This is a genomic window from Pseudomonas sp. KH_021 (genome assembly GCF_057838865.1).
The window spans coordinates 127,514-146,692 of sequence record NZ_CM174477.1 but is presented as its reverse complement, the minus strand read 5'-3'; the positions used below and the strand labels follow the sequence as shown (position 1 = coordinate 146,692).

At 60.5% G+C, this 19,179-nt stretch carries 13 protein-coding genes and 1 pseudogene; 13 read left to right on the top strand and 1 reads right to left on the bottom strand.

The window, feature by feature from the left end; all coding sequences use genetic code 11:
- Positions 1-421 precede the first annotated feature (421 nt).
- Genes AC3IX4_RS00685 through AC3IX4_RS00645 form a run of 9 tightly spaced genes read left to right on the top strand, consistent with a single transcriptional unit; the run spans position 422 to position 14,100 of the window.
- Entirely contained in the window at positions 422-1,966 is a 1,545-nt protein-coding gene (locus AC3IX4_RS00685; RefSeq protein ID WP_489258782.1) for a BcsE family c-di-GMP-binding protein, read from the top strand.
- A complete protein-coding gene (gene bcsF, locus AC3IX4_RS00680; protein ID WP_489258781.1) occupies positions 1,963-2,163 on the top strand; it encodes a cellulose biosynthesis protein BcsF in 201 nt (66 codons plus the stop codon). Before AC3IX4_RS00685 ends, bcsF begins: the two co-directional genes overlap by 4 nt.
- Complete coding sequence (gene bcsG / locus AC3IX4_RS00675; protein WP_489258780.1) at positions 2,150-3,790, top strand: cellulose biosynthesis protein BcsG; 1,641 nt, start codon at positions 2,150-2,152, stop codon at positions 3,788-3,790. Before bcsF ends, bcsG begins: the two co-directional genes overlap by 14 nt.
- Complete coding sequence (bcsR, locus tag AC3IX4_RS00670) at positions 3,760-4,023, top strand: cellulose biosynthesis protein BcsR (RefSeq protein WP_489258779.1); 264 nt, start codon at positions 3,760-3,762, stop codon at positions 4,021-4,023. The genes bcsG and bcsR overlap by 31 nt, the downstream gene beginning before the upstream one ends.
- Complete coding sequence (gene bcsQ, locus AC3IX4_RS00665) at positions 4,020-4,739, top strand: cellulose biosynthesis protein BcsQ (RefSeq protein ID WP_489258778.1); 720 nt, start codon at positions 4,020-4,022, stop codon at positions 4,737-4,739. Before bcsR ends, bcsQ begins: the two co-directional genes overlap by 4 nt.
- The gene (bcsA, locus tag AC3IX4_RS00660) at positions 4,736-7,327 is read left to right on the top strand and encodes a UDP-forming cellulose synthase catalytic subunit (protein WP_489258777.1); all 2,592 of its coding nucleotides are present in this window, start codon (positions 4,736-4,738) and stop codon (positions 7,325-7,327) included. The genes bcsQ and bcsA overlap by 4 nt, the downstream gene beginning before the upstream one ends.
- On the top strand, positions 7,324-9,642 hold the full coding sequence (gene bcsB / locus AC3IX4_RS00655) for a cellulose biosynthesis cyclic di-GMP-binding regulatory protein BcsB (protein ID WP_489258776.1): 2,319 nt from the start codon (positions 7,324-7,326) through the stop codon (positions 9,640-9,642). Before bcsA ends, bcsB begins: the two co-directional genes overlap by 4 nt.
- Entirely contained in the window at positions 9,632-10,756 is a 1,125-nt protein-coding gene (gene bcsZ / locus AC3IX4_RS00650) for a cellulose synthase complex periplasmic endoglucanase BcsZ (protein ID WP_489258775.1), read from the top strand. Before bcsB ends, bcsZ begins: the two co-directional genes overlap by 11 nt.
- Positions 10,744-14,100: a cellulose synthase subunit BcsC-related outer membrane protein gene (locus tag AC3IX4_RS00645; RefSeq protein ID WP_489258774.1), complete on the top strand. Its 3,357-nt coding sequence runs from the start codon at positions 10,744-10,746 to the stop codon at positions 14,098-14,100. Before bcsZ ends, AC3IX4_RS00645 begins: the two co-directional genes overlap by 13 nt.
- A 2-nt stretch (positions 14,101-14,102) precedes the next feature.
- Here the strand turns inward: AC3IX4_RS00645 and AC3IX4_RS00640 are convergent.
- A pseudogene (locus tag AC3IX4_RS00640) lies at positions 14,103-15,164 on the bottom strand (LapD/MoxY N-terminal periplasmic domain-containing protein); the annotation flags it as partial.
- A gap of 275 nt (positions 15,165-15,439) precedes the next feature.
- Between AC3IX4_RS00640 and AC3IX4_RS00635 the strand changes: the two are divergent.
- The 4 genes from AC3IX4_RS00635 to AC3IX4_RS00620 all read left to right on the top strand — a co-directional run bounded on the left by AC3IX4_RS00635 (position 15,440) and on the right by AC3IX4_RS00620 (position 19,164).
- Positions 15,440-16,132 (top strand): GntR family transcriptional regulator, encoded by a 693-nt coding sequence (locus tag AC3IX4_RS00635; RefSeq protein WP_489258773.1) that lies wholly within the window; start codon positions 15,440-15,442, stop codon positions 16,130-16,132.
- 75 nt (positions 16,133-16,207) lie between these two features.
- The gene (locus AC3IX4_RS00630; protein WP_489258772.1) at positions 16,208-16,969 is read left to right on the top strand and encodes a thioesterase II family protein; all 762 of its coding nucleotides are present in this window, start codon (positions 16,208-16,210) and stop codon (positions 16,967-16,969) included.
- A gap of 492 nt (positions 16,970-17,461) precedes the next feature.
- Positions 17,462-18,238 (top strand): DUF3050 domain-containing protein, encoded by a 777-nt coding sequence (locus AC3IX4_RS00625; protein WP_489258771.1) that lies wholly within the window; start codon positions 17,462-17,464, stop codon positions 18,236-18,238.
- Positions 18,235-19,164: a diiron oxygenase gene (locus AC3IX4_RS00620; protein WP_489258770.1), complete on the top strand. Its 930-nt coding sequence runs from the start codon at positions 18,235-18,237 to the stop codon at positions 19,162-19,164. Before AC3IX4_RS00625 ends, AC3IX4_RS00620 begins: the two co-directional genes overlap by 4 nt.
- Positions 19,165-19,179: the final 15 nt, after the last annotated feature.

Here is a 19,179-nt window from a genome sequence, read left to right as displayed (position 1 = left end):
TAATTATAGGCAGGGTGTCAGGCCCATGCGCCATTTTTATGACGATATTTGCAGCTGCATACCGTTCATCTAAATAAAATTTGCATTTGCGCACAAAATATTGACACTATCACCATGACATCACACAGTGTTAATTATCCATGATCGAATAAGCCCTATTTGGGTTAGATCGAATCTGCCTAAGGAAAAGCTCTGACCTGTGTAGGCAGTTTCGATGATTAACGTGCGTACAAATCTTTAGCGCAGCGTTTCAGCCCAAATTTCAAATTTTCAAGTGACTAGCAAGTGAAGTGTCTGCTGCCTGCCCTTTCGGCTGCGCAGCGCTCCGCCTGCGCGGATGCAGTCCTTGTAGTTAGGCGCGCGCCCGACGACCCGTCAGCCCAGCGCGCCTAGGCATTAGGATCAGGTGGAGTAGTAGATCTTGAGTCATGTCACGTTGGCCATCCGGCAGTTGCAGGATGAACACATTCGTCTGCGAACCGCAGGCGTCTATTGGGTTGCGATAGACCAATCGGCCGATGCAACCCTTCTCGCCCGCCAGTTTCTATCGGCACTGCAGGAAGCACATTGCGCCGTCTTGACGTGCTGCGGCCAGGACCCTGCCACGGTTGTCGAGCCCATGACCAACACTGTCGGGCCCGGCACCCTGAGAATGTTCTCGGTACCCGATGAGGCTGCCATTTCAGCTGCCTTCAACGCCTTCGCCTCAGACCTGCTGCGGGTCAAGATTCGCCCGGGCAGCGTCTTGGTGCTGATGCTCGCTGCCAGCCACCTGAGTAGCCTGCCTGCGGCTCATTTGCAGCGCTGGGTGCAGGGCATGCGCCAGTGGCTCAATGACCGCGATTGTACGCTGCTGGTGTTGAGCCACGGCCAGGCCCCCCAGGTGCATGAACGCTTGCTGTCGCTCAATGAGGATCTCTCCGGCCTTGCCCAGCTTTATCGTCGCGATGGCGGAATTTGCTATCAACTGAATTTCTGGCGCAGCGCAATGGGCGTCTGCGCAGCCCAAGCCTTTGAGCTTGCGCTTGAAGAGGATGCGTTCTGCCTGAGCGTCTCTCAGCGCTGGAGCCCGCCGCCGACTCGTACCGATGACCAGCGCATCTACCTGACCCAGCGCTCGGTGCTGGAGGGCGCACCGCCGCTTTCGGAGCAATGGCGTCTGTTCGAGCACCGTGAGGATTTGCTGCAACAAGCAGGTCAGGCACGTGCTGCCACCGTGATCATTGCCTTGGACAGCAACCAGGAGGTCGAGATGCTGGCGCGCCGCCTGCACGATCTGCGTGAGCGTTGCGGTGTCGCCCTGAAGATCATCGTCCGGGAAATGGAGCCGTGCCTGCGCTACCGAGACGAACGCCTGCTGCTGTCCTGTGGCGCCAACCTGATCGTCCCGCTCAAGACTGCGCTTGCGCATTTCCTCAGCCTGGTAGACAGCACTCAAGGCCAGGTCTGGCGCCATCGCCAGGTCGCCAACGTGGAGATGGTGTTCGACCGCCTACGCCCGCCAGCCCAACGCGGCTTGCTGGAGCCACAGGCGTTCATTACTACTCTCGATCAAGTCTATGGCGGCGCTTCAGGAGAAGTGACCCATCAATTGCTGCGGTTTCGCCCTCGTGGTGACCTGGACATCGGCCAGTACCTGAATCAGATCACCTTGCGACGTTTCGGCGACGTCGCCTGTGTGCTGGGCGACTACTTCTATCTGTTTCTGTTCGCCTGCCGTGCCGATGGGCGAGAGCCTGCGCTGGGCAATATCTGCCGCTTGCCTTGGCGCGATATTTTCAGCGAGCTCAGCGAGTTGCCGACGGTGGATGAATTGCCTCGCCAGGCGTTTTTCGAAGCGCCGCGCCAGCCTGAGACTTTCCGGCTGGCCAGCGAGAAGGTTGCCGACGACCTGACCCAGGCCATCGATCGCACCGGTTACATCCCACACCGCATCAGCCTGCCTCTGTCGGAGCCCTGCCCATGATGTTCGAACAACTGCTGCAAGTCATCGCGGCCAGTTGCCTGCTGACCGTGGCGCTGATACTGCTATTGCGTGCCGTTGGCCAACGTCTTGAGCGCAGGTTCCAGCGACACCTGTCGCCCCGTTATCTGAAGCCCTGTGGCACGCGTCGTCGCGCGCCTGCACCGGCCGTGACGGGTGAGACCGATGAGCCAGTTTGAGAAACTCGACGCCGGGCTGCCAGTGCGGCAGAGCGCCTGGAGCTGGCCGGGCCTAGGGCGCTGGAACCTGTATTTCCTGATGAAATTCGCCTTGCTGTGGGGCGGCTACCTGAACCTGCAACTGCTGCCCAACCTGGTCTTCGCCGCTGCATTGCTGATTCCGCTGCGCCATCGCTACGTGGCCAACCTCAGAACACTGGTGGCGATCCCGGTCGGCGCGGCATTGCTTTACCAGGACACCTGGCTGCCACCGTTCAGCCGTCTGCTCGATCAACCCGGCGTATTGAACTTCACCCCTGACTACCTGCTGGAACTGGCAGGCCGGTTCGTTGACTGGAACCTGTGTGGCGTCCTGATGCTGATGGTGGTGGCGTACTTTTTCATCCATCAGTGGTTGCGGCTCACCACCTTTACGCTGGTCGCTTTCGCCTGGCTGGGTGCCAGTAGCCTGTTGGCCCTGCCAGGGCCGATGCAACAGCCATTGGTACAGTCCGCCGCAGCGACTCCCACGACTGCAGCAGGTGAGCCAGACAGCAAGACCCTGGACGCTTACCTGCAGAAGTTCTATGACACCGAGGCCGGCCGGCACGTCGAATTCAAGGCGGCGGATGCCACGTCCCAGCCCTTCGACCTGCTGTTGATCAATATCTGTTCGCTGGCCTGGGACGACCTTGATTCCGTGGGGCTGCGCGATAACCCGCTGCTGTCGCAGATGGACGTGGTGTTTGACAACTTCAACTCCGCGACCTCCTACAGCGGCCCGGCAGCGATTCGTCTTTTGCGCGCCAGCTGCGGCCAGCAGCCCCACACCAAGCTGTACGACATGGCGCCCGAGCAATGCCTGCTGATGGACGACCTGCGCAAACTGGGCTTCGAGAATGAGGTGATGCTCAACCACACCGGCCAGTTCGAAGGCTTTATCGATGAGGTGCGTGCCCAGGGCTCGCTGCCGCCACCTGCGGTCAGCACCCAGGGTTTGCAGCGTGCACTGGTGGCTTTCGACGGCTCGCCGATCTGGCGCGACCGCGACGTGCTGGATAAATGGTGGGCGCACCGCGAAGGCCAGGCCAGTGCTCGCGTAGCGCTGTTCTACAACTCCACCACACTGCATGACGGCAACCGTGCCCTGACCGCCGACGGCGGGACCCAACGTGCCGACTACAAGCCGCGCGCCCAGGCCCTGCTGGAAGATCTGAATACGTTCCTCAAGGCATTGGAAAAGAGTGGCCGTCGCGTGGCGGTGGTGATCGTGCCGGAGCATGGCGCGGCGCTGCACGGTGACCGTATGCAGATTTCCGGCATGCGTGAAATCCCAAGCGCCTCGATCACTCACGTACCGGTCGGAATCAAGCTGGTCGGCATGGGCAAGCGCTCAGGTCGCGAGCCGATCCATGTCGCTGAGCCGAGCAGCTACCTGGCGCTTTCGCAAATTATCTCGCGCCTGTACTCCGCCCCGCTTCCTCCTGACGGCCAGGGCCCGGACTGGCAAGCGTTGCTGACCAACCTGCCGCAGACACCGGTGGTCTCGGAAAATGCCGGAACCGTCGTCCTCGACTATGCCGGCAAGCCTTACATTCGAATCAAGGAGAAGGGCGCATGGCTACCTTACCCACAAAAACTCCAGTAAAAAACCAGGCGCTGTCGCGCACTGAACGCGCTGATGACATTGCCCGGCTCAAGGTTGAACTGAACCTGCCTCACCTGCAGTACATCGATATTTCGGCACAGATGGAACTGGCCCGCGCCATGCGTCGCTGGCCGTTGCTGGAGGCGTTCGACGCTCCCACGCTGGCGCCTTCGGAGCCTTGCGTATCTGTCGAGCAACCTGTGCAGCAAGCTCAAGTCGGGTCATTGAAGTGACAGCATTGAGTCTGCATGGCATCCGTGGCGGTGTAGGCACCAGCTCGTTGCTGGCGGCCGTCGGCTATGCCCTGCACACGCTCGGTGAGCGCGTGTTGATGATCGACATGTGCCCGGAGAATCTGCTGCGCCTGCATTTCAACAGGGACTTGAGCGACAAGATGGGCTGGGCGCGGGCCATGCTCGACGGCGAGAACTGGCATGACCAGGCCTGGAGCCTGGCGCCCACACTGCACTTGTTGCCCTATGGCAACCTGTCGGCGCGCGAGTCCATGCACATCGAACAAACGCTGATCGATGAGCCGCAGCTCTGGGCGCGTCGCCAGCTCAGCCTTTGTGCTCACTACGATTGGGTGGTGTTCGATTTGCCCCAACGCCTGCCGGGGCATACGTTGATCGGCCCTTGCCGGTTCCCGATCCGCATCGTCGAAGCCGATGCACCTTGCCACATTATGTTGCTACAAGACGATGGATGCGCTCCGCTGCTGGTCAACCGCTTCGACCCCGGCAGCCAGTTGCAGCGCGACCTGCTGCTGGTCTGGCGCAAGCATCTGGCTTCGCGCCTGCTGCCCTTTACCGTACACAACGACGAAGCCCTGCGCGAAGCCATGGCGTGCAAGCAGTCAGTGGGCCAATACGCACCCTCCAGTCTGTCTGCCCAGGATGCCTTGAGCCTGGCGACCTGGTGCCTGACCCACCGCAGGGAGGCGCAATGATCGCGCGCATTTTTCCTTACCGGCACCTGCGCCGTCACTACGACTGCTATCCGCCAACAGCCCTCTGGCTGTCGCTGTTGACCGCGCTGGCCTGGGTGTTCCTGCGGCTTGAGTCGCCGGCCTGGCAGCCGGTGCTGGAACAGCGCCAGCGTTGGTATCCGCACCTGGCCAACCGGGCGCCAAGCGCAGGCGACCCGATCCGTGTCGTGCTGCAAAGCCTGTGGTTGATGTTCACCCGCCCGCTGCCCGAACGCCGTCGCCGACCCACGCCACAATGGGTGCAGGACCTCGGCCAGTCCAATCTGCGCCTGTGGGGGCGCGTGGCGCTGTTTCTCAATGGGTTGCCGCAGCAGGCCCGCGACAGTGAAACCCTGCATGCCAGTAAACGCTGCTGGCAGACACTGAGCCCGCGCCAACAGTACTGGCTGAACTATATCTGTGCCGCGGTGGGCCTGATCCTGGTCGTGGTGTGCATTACCGAACCGTTCGGCTATGGCTCGCAACTGATGTTTGTGTTTTTGCTCTGGGCGGTGGCCATGGTGGTTCGTCGCGTTCCGGGGCGCTTCCCGACCTTGCTGCTGATCGTGCTGTCGATCATCGTTTCCTGCCGCTATCTGTGGTGGCGCTACACCTCGACGCTGAATTGGGACGCCCCGCTGGACCTGGCCTGCGGTGTCTTGCTGTTGATCGCAGAGACCTTTTCCTGGTTGGTATTGCTACTGGGGTATATCCAGACCTGCTGGCCCTTGCAGCGGATCCCGGCGCCATTACCCGCGGACACTCGGCTGTGGCCAACTGTCGATTTACTGATCCCGACCTACAACGAAGATTTGTCCATCGTACGTGGCACGGTCTACGCGGCCCTGGGCATCGACTGGCCCCACGACAAGCTGCGCATCTCGATTCTCGATGACGGCAAGCGCGAGGCGTTTCGTTTGTTCGCCGCCGAGGCCGGGGTCAACTACATCACTCGCTCAGACAATAAGCACGCCAAGGCTGGCAACCTGAACCAGGCCCTGCTCAAGCTCGATGGCGAGCTGGTCGCCATTTTCGACTGTGACCACGTGCCCGTGCGCTCCTTCTTGCAACTGACGGTGGGCTGGTTCCTGCGCGACCCAAAACTGGCACTCGTCCAGACGCCTCACCACTTTCTGTCACCCGACCCATTCGAGCGCAACCTGGGCACCTTCCGCCAGCGGCCGAACGAGGGCGAACTGTTCTATGGCCTGGTACAAGACGGCAACGACATGTGGAACGCCGCTTTCTTTTGCGGATCGTGTGCAGTTTTGCGCCGCAGCGCGATCGACGATATCGGTGGTTTTGCCGTCGAAACCGTGACCGAAGATGCCCATACCGCGCTGCGCCTGCACCGTCGCGGTTGGAACTCGGCCTATTTGCGCATTCCTCAAGCTGCGGGGCTTGCGACAGAGAGCCTGTCGGCGCATATCGGTCAGCGAATCCGCTGGGCGCGCGGCATGGCGCAGATCTTCCGCACCGACAACCCATTGCTGGGCAAGGGCCTGACGATTCTCCAGCGGATTTGCTACGCCAACGCCATGATGCATTTTTTGGCCGGCTTGCCACGTTTGGTGTTCCTGACCGCGCCGCTGGCGTTCTTGTTGATGCACGCCTACATCATTTATGCCCCGGCCTTGATGATCATGTTGTATGTGATTCCACACATGGTCCACGCCAGCCTGACCAACTCACGGATGCAAGGCGAACACCGCCTGACGTTCTGGGGCGAGGTGTATGAAACCGTACTGGCCTGGTATATCGCCCGCCCAACCACGGTTGCCCTGTTCAACCCCAAAAAAGGCAAGTTCAACGTGACCGCCAAGGGCGGCCTGATGGCCGAGGACCAGTTTGACTGGCGCATCGCCCAACCGTACCTGGTGCTCGCGCTGCTGAACGTCCTGGGCCTGGGCTTCGCGGTGTGGCGCCTGATCTACGGCCCGGCCAACGAAATCGGCACCATCCTGGTCAGTAGCCTGTGGGTGATCTACAACCTGCTGATTGTCGGTGCCGCGGTGGCCATCGCCGCCGAGGTTCGCCAGGTGCGCGAAACCCACCGCGTGCAGGCGCGCTTGCCGGTTGCCATCCGCCTGGAGAACGGCCATTTCTACCCGGGCATGCTGGTCGACTACTCCGACGGCGGTGCGGGTGTCGAACTTCAGGTGCCACTGTCGTTGCTGATGGGCAGCCGGGTTTCGTTGCTGATGCAGCGCGGTGAGCGTGAGTTCCTGTTCCCCTGCTTCGTCACCCGCAGCCACAAGCATTTTGTCGGCGTCAGCCTGCAAGACCTGCCAGCCGAGCAAAAAATCGACTACGTACAGTGCACCTTCGCCCGTGCCGATGCCTGGCTGAACTGGAACGAAGACTTTATCCAGGACCGCCCCCTGCGCAGCTTCATCGACGTGCTCAAGCTCGGCGCCATGGGTTACTACCGCCTGTACGAATACCTGCCCTCATGGACCCGCAAGCTGGCTGCTCCCTTCGTGCGTTTCTTCGCCTGGGTGATCAGCTACGTACCGCGCTTTGCGAAGGCTATCCCCCCACTATCTTCTGGTCCGGTGAGCGCATCATGAGCCGCTTTTTCCAATCATCCTTGTTGGCGGGCCTGGTGTTGCTGGCCGTTGGCTTTGCCCAGGCGCAAACCCTGAAGGCTCAGGCAATCGCTGCCACCGTTTCTGACCCCGAGCCTGCGGCCGTTATGCCGGCCATGCCAAGCTGGGAAGTGCAGCGCAGTTTCGAGCAGCTGGGACGGCCCGCCGATAGCCTGTTGCTGGGCACCCACAACACCGACCAGATCGAATTCACCCTGCGTCGCGACCGCATCGCCAGCGATGCAAAGCTGCAATTGGAGTACACGCCTTCGCCTGCGCTGATCCCTACGCTGTCGCACTTGCGGGTCTACCTTAACGACGTGTTGATGCAGGTGCTGGCGATCGAGAAAGACCAGTTGGGCAGGAAGGTCACCCAGCAGGTGGCGCTCGACCCGCGCTTGATCAGCGACTTCAACCGGGTTCGCCTGGAGTTCGTCGGGCACTACACCGATATCTGTGAAGAGCCCTCCAACAGCGCCTTGTGGGTCAACGTCAGCCGCGTCAGCACTATTTCGGTAACAGAACAGGCGCTCAGTACGGAAAACGATCTGGCTTGGTTTCCGCTGCCCTTTTTCGATGCCCGCGACTATCAAGCCCCGGTGTTGAACATGGTCTTCGCCGCCTCCCCGACGCTGGAGGAGCAGCGGGCGGCCGGCATCCTGGCGTCGTATTTCGGCAGCCAGGCGGGCTGGCGGGGCACTCGCTTCCCCGTAGCCTTCGATCAACTGCCAGCCGATACCGCCAAGGAAACAGCCCATTCTTCGGTTGTCTTCGCCACCAATGATCATCGCCCAGCTTTGCTGGCTGACCTGAATCAGTACCCTCCGGTGGATGCGCCGGTGATCCAGATCATCGACAACCCCGACAACCGCTACAGCAAAGTGCTGCTGGTGATGGGCCGCAACGAAGCCGACCTGATCACGGCGGTGAAGGCATTGGCGCTGGGCGGCGACTTGTTCCGTGGCGCTCGCGTGACCGTCGACAATGTCCAGCAGATCCTGCCGCGCAAACCTTACGACGCCCCGAACTGGATGCGCACAGACCGCCCGGTACGGTTCGCCGAGCTGGTCAAATACCCCGAGCAACTGCGTGTGAGCGGCATGCAGCCGCTGCCGATCTCATTGGATATCAACCTGCCACCGGATCTGTTTGTCTGGCGCAACCAGGGTATCCCGCTGCAAACCAAGTACCGCTATACCCCGCCAGCCGCGAGCCACGATGGTTCGCGGCTGAACATCAGCCTCAACAACCAGTTCATCACCAGCCTGCCGTTAATGGTCAACAGCAACAGTCGCCTGGATGAGCTGCGCTTGGCCGTGCTCTCCAGCGAGTCGGCCAACCTCAACGAGCGCCTGTCGGTTCCGGCCCTGATGATCGGTGACCGCAACACCCTGCGCTTTAACTTCAGCTTCGCCAGCACCGCCAGCAGCTCACAGCGTGATCGTTGCCAGTCGTCGCTGCCGGTCGATACCCAGGCTGTGATTGACGATCAGTCGAGTATCGATATGTCCGGCTATCACCACTACATTGCGATGCCAGACCTCAAGGCCTTCGCCCGTAGCGGTTTCCCCTACAGCCGCATGGCTGACCTGTCGGAAACTATGGTGCTGCTGGCGCCGCAACCGTCGGCCATTCATCTGAGTACTTATCTGGAAGCGGTGGCGGGTATTGCGGCGCGCTCGGGCCTGCCGGCCTTCGGCCTGCGTGTCAGTGATAAATGGGAAGACGCTGTCAACGTCGATGCCGATTTGCTGGTGCTTGGCGACTTCGCCCCAGATTTGCGTGATAACCCTGATTTGAACCTGCTGCTGGACCGCTCGCGTGATTGGCTGATGCATGCCAGCAACACCCAGCCCGGTCGCAGCGGCGTGCAGGAACGCCAGTACGGCGATGAGCGTAACCTGGCCGCCAACCGTGTCGAAGTGTCGGCCAAGGGCCCCATTGCCGCGATGGTCGGGATGAAGTCGCCTTACCATGAGCAGCGCAGCATCGTTGCGCTGCTCGCCACCCAGGATGCCGACTACCAGCTACTGCGCAAGACCCTCGGCGACAGCGGCAAGATGGAGGCCGTGGCAGGCTCGGTGGTGCTGATTCGCAACAGCGGCGTCAGCAGCCACATGGTTGGCGAACCCTACTACGTCGGCCATCTGCCATGGTGGCTGATGCTGTGGTTCAAGTTGTCGGATCACCCGATTTTGCTGGCCGTGATGGCGACCACTGGCGTTCTGTTGACCGCCTTTTTAGTCTGGCGTGTCTTGCAGTGGGCGGCCCGTCGCCGTCTGACTTATGAAGAGTAAGCGCGCCGCGATTGCCTGCGGCCTGGCCCTGGCTGCTGCATTCGCATCGCAGCCAGGGCAGGCCCAGAGCAACTGCACCTGGCCGGCCTGGGAACACTACAAGCAGGCAATGATCAGCGCGGACGGCCGTGTCATCGACAGCTCTTCCACGCAGCACATCAGCACCTCTGAAGGCCAGAGCTACGGGATGTTCTTCGCCCTGGTGGCCAATGATCGCAAAACCTTTGACCGCCTGCTGGACTGGACCGGCAACAACCTCGCAGGCGGTGACCTGAATCGCCAACTGCCCGCCTGGAAATGGGGCCAGTCCGAGCAGGGCCAGTGGCAGGTGCTCGACAGCAATAATGCCAGCGACGCCGACCTGTGGATCGCCTACAGCCTGCTTGAAGCCGCTCGCCTGTGGCAGCGTCCAGAACTGGAAACCCTGGGCCACAACCTGCTTTGGCGCAGCGCTGCCCAGACCCTGCACACACTGCCAGGGCTGGGGTTGATGTTGTTACCGGGAGACGTGGGTTTTCAATCTGCCGAAGGGGCACGCCTCAATCCTAGTTATCTGCCGCTACAACTGTTGGCGCGATTTGCCAAGGTGGCGCCGATCTGGGCGCAGCTTGCCGAGAACACCCAGCGCCTGCTCATCGAGGCCTCGCCCAAAGGCTATGCACCCGATTGGTCGAACTGGCAGTCCGACCAACGCTGGGCGCCGGATGCCAAAGGTGCCGACGGCAGTTATGACGCGATTCGTGTCTACCTGTGGCTCGGAATGCTGGCAAAGGACGCCCCCGGTCGCGGGCAAATGCTGGCGCACTTCAAGCCAATGATCGAAGCCACGACACGCCTGGGTTATGTGCCCGAGCATGTGGATACCCAGAGCGGAACGACCACCGGCAGTGGACCGGCCGGCTTTTCGGCCGCACTCCTGCCGCTGCTGGCCGCCCACGGAGAGACAGCCGCCACGGCCGCCCAACGTGCGCGCATCAAGCAGAACCCACCGCTTGCAGATGCTTATTACAACCAGTCGCTGCTGATGTTCGGCCAAGGCTGGGACGAACAACGTTACCGGTTCGATAAAAACGGGCGGCTGATGCCGCATTGGAAGGGTTCATGCAAAGGCTAGTCTTGCGTAAAACGTCGGTGAGATCACTCCTGGCCTGCGGTGCTCTGGTATCGAGCCTGTACGTGGCGACGACGGTATTGGCCGCGCAAGCCCCGGTGACTGCCCAGCAACAGTGGTTACTGCAACAGATGCGTGTCGGCGAAGCGATGTTTCGTGAAGACCTGGTCAACGACTCGCTGGCACGCCTTGAGTTGATCGCACCCGACCATCCACAGGTGTTGGTCGGCAAGATTCGCCAGGCGCTGCTGCACGCCGATCAGGCTCGCAATGAGCTGTGGATCGAGCAACTTCTGACCCGCCTGCGCCAACAGGCCCCAGGCTCACCGGCGCTGCGCCAGGGCCTGGCGCTGGTCAAGTTGCAAAGCCGCGAAGGGATCAAGGACTTGCAACAGGCTCGCCTGCTGGCGGCTGCTGGCCGGTTCGATGAGGCCACCGCCGCCTACGAGAAACTGTTTGGCCAAGAGCCCCCGGACCTTGCTTCGGCCGTCGAGTACTGGAATGTGCGAAGCCGCCTGCCCGGCCAGCGCCTACCCGCCATCAATGCCCTGACCCAACTGGATAAAAATTACCCAGGCAGTGCCAGCCTGCGCCAGTCGTTGGTTGGGCTGTTATTCGCCGAAGATCGCAACGACGAAGCGCTGGCCGTACTGCACACCTTGGCGGCTGATCCGCAGGCCAGCGTCAAGGCGGCCGAGCGCGAGTACAACTACCTGATTAAATTGCCGGTGAGCCCAGAATCGGCCAACGCCTGGGACGCATTTGTCCGTTACTACCCTTACTCACCACTGACTACTGATGCCGCCAAACAATTGGCCGAACAACGCCGTTTGCTGGCCGACCCCGCCTGGTTGGCCGGTGGCAAGGCCAAGGCACTGCTTGATAGCGACACAAACCCGGCGGGAGCCGAAACCCTCTTGCGCGGCTCGATCAAAGCCTACCCACAAGACCCCAGCCTTTATGGTGCGCTGGGCATTGCGCTGATGCGCCAAGGCAAACATGCAGCGGCCAACGAAGCCTTTACCCGCGCCTTGGAACTTGAGCAAGACACCTCCTACATCACCAAGTGGCGTGACCTGCAAATAGCGTCCCGCTACCGGATGTTGCTGCAAAAAGGCGATTCGGCACTGACTGCCAACAACCTGCCGGCCGCACGCCAGGCCTTCAATCAGGCCCGCTCCCTGCAGCCGGATAGCGCCGAGGCGCTGATTGGCCTGAGCGAGGTCGCCATGGCCGAGTCAGATGATATCGGCGCCGAAGCCCTGCTTTTGCAGGCACGTAAGCAAGACCCAAAAAACACCAGTGCCATGCGCGGGCTGATGCGTTTGTACCAGGCTCAATCCAGCGAAAGGGCCGAAGCCTTTCTCGACACACTCCCCAAGAGCAACCAGGCGGAATTCGCCAGCCTGCGCCAAAGCATTCTGCTTGAGCGCCTAAGCCTCAAGGCCGAAGAAGCCGCCCAACGCTCAGACTGGGCACAATGGGTTCCGTTGCTTAAACAAATACGCGTTCTGGACCCGGATAACCCTTGGTTGACCTACCGTTTGGCGACCGCTGAGCTGGCCTTGGGCAAACCCCGCGAAGCCGACGATGCGTTCCAACAACTGCTGGTGCGCCAAGGCCAGAACCCAGAGGCCCGCTATGCTCACGGCTTGTACTTGGCCCGCGAAAATCGTGACAGTGAAGTGCTGCGCAGCCTGGGCCAGATCCCCAAGGCCGGCTGGACTGACAATATGCGCGAGCTGGCCGCCCGGATCGAGCGTCGACAGCGACTGGCCCAAGCCGGGCAGTCGCGTGATGCCGGCCACGAGCCCGAGGCGATCGCTCTGTTACTGCGTGCCCCGACGGTCGATGACTTGGCGACGCTGGCTGATTGGGCATTCCAGCGTGAAGATTATTCGCAAGCGCAGAGCTACTATCGACAGGTGCTCGAACAGCGTCCCAACGACCCCGACGCGCAACTGGGCTTGATCGAAACCCTGATCGCCACCGGCCGCCAATCCCAGGCTCACCAAGCGCTGGCCAACCTCATGCCGCCCGCCAACGCGACGCCTAATTTTTACAGGCGCATGGCCAATGCCTGGGCATCGGTCGGTGAGCCGGACAAAGCCCAGGCTATCTACGCCACGCTCCTAAAGACGCCACAGACCGACCCGCTGATCTACCGTGATGCGGCGCGCCTGATGGCCAAGGAACAGCCGCAGCAGGCCCTGGATAACTATGCCCGCAGCATGGCGGCGGCAGGCCTGATCAGTGCGCAGCAGGCGAGCCCTCGCGACAACGTTGCGATCACCCAAGCCAGCCGAGCCAAAGACAGCGACGACTGGATGCTGCGCAGCCTGCGTGCCGATGTCGATGAGCTCTATAGCCAGCAGAATCCCACCGTGAACCTTTACCATGATTACGCTTGGCGCACGGACAACTCCTCATCCGATTTGACCTCGCAAACCACGATCCTGCGCATCGATACGCCCTTCTCGAACGGCCAGGGTTTTGTCCAAGCCGAACACGTCAATTTGCACGCCAGCGGCTCGCAAAACCCTCACGGCCAGGGTTTGGCCGTCGGCTGGAAAAACGAGCAATGGGCCATGGACCTTGGCCAGACACCACAAGGATTTGAGATCAGCAATTGGCTGGGCGGTGTCAGCTACAGCAGCGATTGGCAAAGCATCGGCTGGACCCTGACGGCCTCCCGCCGCCCCATGACCAACTCGGTGGTCTCTTATGCCGGCATGGTCGACCCGGACACAGGTATTCGTTGGGGCGGTGTCACCAGCAACGGCCTGACGTTGAGCCTGAGCCATGACGAAGGCGGAGTCGATGGGGTCTGGGCCAGCCTCGGCGCCCACTGGCTGCGCGGCACGAATGTGGTCGACAACCAGCGCCATTCGGCCATGGGCGGTTATTACTATCGCCTGCGAGACAGTGCCAACGAGCGCATGCGCACCGGTCTGACCCTGTTGTATTGGGGATACGACAAAGACCTGAGCGAGGACACCCTGGGCCAGGGGGGCTATTACAGCCCCCAACGGTATTACTCGGTCGGCGTGCCGCTGAGCTATTCCAGGCGCAATGCCGACTGGTCGGCAAGCCTGGACAGTTCTATTGGTTGGTCGTACTCGAAGACCGACTCCGGCTCCAGCAATGGCCCGGGCATCCGCTTGCAGGCCTTGGTAGAGCGCAGGCTGTCCGACCATCTGGTGTTGGGCTCAGGGATTACCTACCAGCACAGCGAGGACTACGCCCCTAGCCGGGCGCTGCTGTACCTGCGCTATACCTTCGATGAATGGCAGGGCAACTTGCCGATGCCTGTCGAACCCGTTTTACCCTACGCAGATATGCGCTAGCGCCAGTCATGATGATCGCCCTTAAACGTGGGCGCATCGCTGCGCTCGATGCACACCCAATGCCCATCCTGCTGTGCCTGGGCCTTGGACAAGGCTTCGTCGGCCAGCGCCAGCAGGGCCTGCGGTGCATCACCTGGGCTGAAGGGTGCCAGACCGATATAGGCGATGGGGATGGTATCGCTGACACCGCTCGCTTGCAGGTCGAGCAGGCTGCTTTCCAATGCCTGTGCCCATTGCAGCGCCTCTTCTCGCACTAGCTCCGGCGCCAGTACGGCAAACTCGTCGCCCCGACTGCGGGTGATCAGATGGCTGGTTTGTGGATAGTTAGCACAGGTGCGCAGCAATTGCTGGCCAACGGCCTGGATCAAGGCATCGGTACGTTGCCCACCCAAGCGTTGGTTCAGGCCTGCCAGGTCGTTGATTCGCAGCAGCAGCAAGAAGCCATCGCGCGCCTCGTCGTGATGACTGACGTGGGCATTGAGCTGCATCTCGAAATAGCGTCGATTGCCCAGTCCCGTCAACCCATCCAGGTCCAGTGGCTTGAGCTGGCGACGCAGCAACATTGCCCCCAACAGCGCACTCACCGCCCCGCATAACAGCAGCCAGCCGAGGCTGACAAGAGCGCTTTTCCACAGTTTGGCAACCGCGAACAGGGGATGGCTGACCACCTCCACCCGGGCAGCCTGTTGCCAGCCGCGGCTGACAATCGCATCGCCCCCAGCCGGTCGCAGGTTGATCAATTTGACGAACCAGGCGGGCACGCCGCTGGCATCCGGCTCTGCGCTGCGCTCGACCAGGACGGTTTCGGTGGCCAGGTCCACCACGCGAATACTGGCGTAATACCCACTGTCAAAGATTGAACTGACCATCAGCTCGACCATGGCCGGGTCGTCAATATTGGGAGTCAGCGACAATGCCAAAGCTGTCGCGGCGTCTTGGGCATGGGACTGCAACTGGTTGACGTATTGGCGGCGCGAGCTTTCCAGGCTGACCATGAAGCTGCCACTGAAGGCGACCACCAGAAACAGGCAGATGGCGACGAGCAGTTGCTTGAATAGCGACATGGGCACTCCTCAGTATCGGGCTCAGCGGGGCGCAAGGCCAGCAGCAGGCCAACGAGCAGAACCGCCAACCCCAGGCACTGCAAAGTGGCCGAAACTCCAGTGGTCGTCCTCACTTTATTTCGAAGAATTCTTGGTACACGATGGTGTCAGGTCCCCGCGATCAAGGCATGCAATCCCTGATATCCAGATAAACTCCTGGCGCGTTTGACAATGACAATAGCAATCACTAGTGTAATTCGGATCTTGGATCCAATTTACGCCTACTGCAGGTGAAAATGACTCAAAAATCCAGACACTTGAGCAGCATCCTGGACAGCGAGCAGGTGCCCGCGCATCTGGCTCGAACCGTGATCGAGGAGAGGCTGCGCACAGCGATTCTCGATGGCCGCTTGCCCAGCGGCATGGCCTTGCGCCAACAAGAGCTGGCCACACTGTTCGGCGTCAGTCGGATGCCGGTTCGCGAAGCCCTGCGGCAGTTGGAAGCCCAGTCATTGCTCAAGGTGGTCGCACACAAGGGTGCGGTGGTTGCAGCCCTGATCGGAGAAGATGCGGTAGACACTTACGCGCTTCGCCTGATGCTCGAATCCGAGGCCCTGCGCCAGTCGATTCCACGTCTTGAGCCCGAAGACATCGCTCAGGCCCGACACTACATCGATCTGCTGGAAAACCAGACCGATCATGCCGAGATGGGCAGGCTTAACAAGCTGTTTCACATGTCGCTGTATGCCAAGGCGACCAACAAGAAACTGTTGCGCTTCATCGAGATCGAGCTGAACGAGGAGGAGCGTTTCCTGCGTTTCCACCTGTCATCCATGGGGCTAGGGAAATTGACCCAGGATGACCACCGCGCCTTGGCTGATGCGGCAAGCGACAAGGCCGTGGACATTGCGGTCAGCATACTGGAGCGGCACTTGAACAAAGCATTGCAGGCGATGAAGAACTATCTGAACAGACGTTCTGATGTTTGAACCGACGACCCGGCGGGCGAATGAATCGGCCTAAGGGTAGTGAACCGACTTGGGTGTATTGTCCCAGGCGAAGGAATGGCAGTGCACGCGCAAAACAACAAGTGGCTGATGGTGGTCAACTCGGGGCAGCCGATCAAGATCCGGCTGATCTGTTTCCCCTATGCCGGTGGTGATCCAGAGCAGTTTCGCAGCTGGTCGGCGGAGCTGAGCGACCACATCGAACTGGTTACCGTGCGACTTCCAGGCCATGGCTCACGCTTGGACGAAACGCCCTACGACGAGTGGGCGCCGTTGGTAGAAGACACCTTTGCCCAGCTCAGCGGTTATCTCAAGGAGCCCCACGCCTTGTTTGGCCACAGCTTTGGTGGTCGGTTGGCGTATGAAATCGCCAAGCTGGCCGAGCGACGATATGTGGGCCAAACCCGCCACCTTTTCGTTTCTGGCTGCCGCAGCCCGGACTGCCAGCAAGCACGGCCCTTCCTGCATGAACTACCACAGCCGGCCTTCGACCAGGCCCTGCTGTCCCAAGGCATTGCCCCACCCGAATCCTTACGCAATAACGAACGGCGACAGCAATTCGAACCGGCCATTCGCAGCGACCTGAAACTCGCTGAGCTCTGGTTCCACCAGATTGGCGAAAGCCTGAACGTTCCGGTCACGGCGCTCTACGGCAGCGACGACCCACTTGATTCGGTCGCCAGCATGATGAACTGGCGCGAATTCACCCGGCGTGAATTCGAGTTGATCGAGGTCCGCGGCGATCATTTCTTCGTGACCTCCCAGCGTAAACGCCTACTGAAAATCATCAACACTCACCTGGGATTGCTCAGCGAGTAATCCTCCTCTGGGGCTGTTTCGCGGCCCTCCCCCATGGCAGCGCGCCGATTTTGAGCACACTCTTGTCTTGCGTCGAACTGACGAAGGAGATCGGAGCGGGCCAGGACGGATCAATGCGTCGGCCATACAAGTTAACTATTCGAAACTTCCCCATCATCAAGTGCCCGGAGTGAGGCATTCACTCATCACTATATTTATTCTGACCGCTGTTGGCCGGAAGGGGCACTTACACGCCAATAAAACTTTATTTTAAAGTTTTAACGCACTCTATTTTTTGCCGAAAAGTTCAAACTAAAAACATTCAACAAAATAACTTGCGCATCACTTCGGCTGTGCTTTAACTTTTTACTCACCGGCAGCGCCCACCTCTTCAGGGCGCACCTATACAGCCGAAAAGCAGGACACAACCGATTTAATCCCTAAACACGGGGGGCACTTTCACGCCTTCAAACTTCAAACTTACTGATGACCTCATTCATTCAAGGAACGATCATGGACTCTTTGAAAGCGCAACTTGAACACCATAAACATGCCCTCGCCCATCACCCGATTTTTTCTGAAATCGATTCGCTCTCGGTACTTCGGTTTTTTATGCAAACGCATGTTTTTGCCGTCTGGGACTTCATGTCGCTGACCAAGCGCCTGCAACAGGAGTTGACCTGTACACGTTTGCCCTGGCTACCACCGCGCGACCCTCAGGCCGCGCGGTTGATCAATGAAATCGTGTTGGGCGAGGAGTCCGATGACCGTCGCCCGCACGGTCACTACAGCCATTTCGAGCTGTACCTGGATGCCATGCGTGAAGTCGGGGCGCGCACCACCGCGATCGAGCAGTTCGTCGCCCTGCAACGGGCTGGGGAGCCCTATTCCAATGCATTGCGCCAGGTCGCCGCTGGCGCGGCCGCCAGTCGCTTTGTCGAACATACCCTGCATATCGCCCTGAACGGGGCCGCTCATGAGGTGGCCGCAGCGTTTCTACATGGTCGGGAAAGCGTTATCCCGACCATGTTCCAGCGCATCCTTCACGACTGGCAAATCAGCGAAGACCAGGCGCCAACCTTTCACTACTACCTGCAACGCCATATCGAAGTCGACAGCGAGGACCACGGGCCGGCCGCCGAGCGCTTGCTCGCGCGCCTGGTGGAAGGGGATGAGCAGCGCCAGCGTCAGGTGTATGAAGCTGCCATCGCGGCAGTGCAAAGCCGCATTGCACTATGGGATGGACTGCGGGTTTCCATGCGTATGGCTGAAACTGAGGTGAGCGCATGAACGCCACCGACTATCAGTCTTTCGCCGACGCCTGGGAGGCACGGGCGACCATTCGCACCCGCCCCAGGCGCCTGCTGGAGAACGACGACAAGCTGATCTACCCCTTGAGCCGCCAGCCCTTGGTGCTAAGCGCAACGTTCCAGCGTGAATGCCCCGAACAGCGTGACTTCGCCCTGGTGCAGAGCTTGTACAAGTTCATCAACGACGTTGTGATTTTTGAAACGGAAATCGTTGATCGCACCGCCCGCAGTATCGCCAAGGACCGCTTTGCCATTCGCTACCCCTTTGCCTGCCGGTACGACGCGATGACCGTAGTGGTGGACGAGGACTACCACGCGCTGGTGGCGCTGGACTTCATGCAGCAGACCCGCGAACTGACGGGCATTGAACCCATTGAGCTACCGGGTGAGATCGAGCTGAGCCGCGCCATACCCGCGGCTATGGCCGTGGTTCCCAGCCCATTGCGCAGCGCCGTGGAGCTGATCTGTGTCGCCATCGCAGAAAACACCCTGACCAACGATGTTGCCGCCTTCGCCCGTGACGATACGGTCAAGGCCTCGGTCAAGGGCCTGATGGCCGACCACTTGCTGGACGAAGGTCGGCATTCAACGTTCTGGGCGCGGCTGGTGCGCATTTACTGGCAAGGCGCACCCGAGGTGGATCGACAGCTCATTGCCCAGGCGCTGCCAATTTTCATTGGCCAGTACCTGACCAACGACCTCCAGAAAGACTTCGACCTGCGCCTGATCGCTCACCTGGATATCGCGCCGCACATTCGCGATGCCCTGGCCGAGGAGGTGCAAGCGATGGCATTCCCCATCAATCGCCAGCACCCGCTGCTAGGCAACATCCTGCGGTTTTTTCGCAGCAGCTCGATGCTCGATTCTCCCTGCGTGCAACACGCCCTGGCCGACTACCTGCCCTGATAGAAGGAGACTGTC

Coding starts and splice junctions, on each gene's coding strand:
- bcsF (WP_489258781.1), top strand. CDS start 1,963: ATGATGTTCGAACAACTGCTGCAAGTCATCGCGGCCAGTTGCCTGCTG.
- bcsG (WP_489258780.1), top strand. CDS start 2,150: ATGAGCCAGTTTGAGAAACTCGACGCCGGGCTGCCAGTGCGGCAGAGC.
- bcsR (WP_489258779.1), top strand. CDS start 3,760: ATGGCTACCTTACCCACAAAAACTCCAGTAAAAAACCAGGCGCTGTCG.
- bcsA (WP_489258777.1), top strand. CDS start 4,736: ATGATCGCGCGCATTTTTCCTTACCGGCACCTGCGCCGTCACTACGAC.
- bcsB (WP_489258776.1), top strand. CDS start 7,324: ATGAGCCGCTTTTTCCAATCATCCTTGTTGGCGGGCCTGGTGTTGCTG.
- bcsZ (WP_489258775.1), top strand. CDS start 9,632: ATGAAGAGTAAGCGCGCCGCGATTGCCTGCGGCCTGGCCCTGGCTGCT.
- AC3IX4_RS00645 (WP_489258774.1), top strand. CDS start 10,744: ATGCAAAGGCTAGTCTTGCGTAAAACGTCGGTGAGATCACTCCTGGCC.
- AC3IX4_RS00635 (WP_489258773.1), top strand. CDS start 15,440: ATGACTCAAAAATCCAGACACTTGAGCAGCATCCTGGACAGCGAGCAG.
- AC3IX4_RS00630 (WP_489258772.1), top strand. CDS start 16,208: ATGGCAGTGCACGCGCAAAACAACAAGTGGCTGATGGTGGTCAACTCG.
- AC3IX4_RS00625 (WP_489258771.1), top strand. CDS start 17,462: ATGGACTCTTTGAAAGCGCAACTTGAACACCATAAACATGCCCTCGCC.
- AC3IX4_RS00620 (WP_489258770.1), top strand. CDS start 18,235: ATGAACGCCACCGACTATCAGTCTTTCGCCGACGCCTGGGAGGCACGG.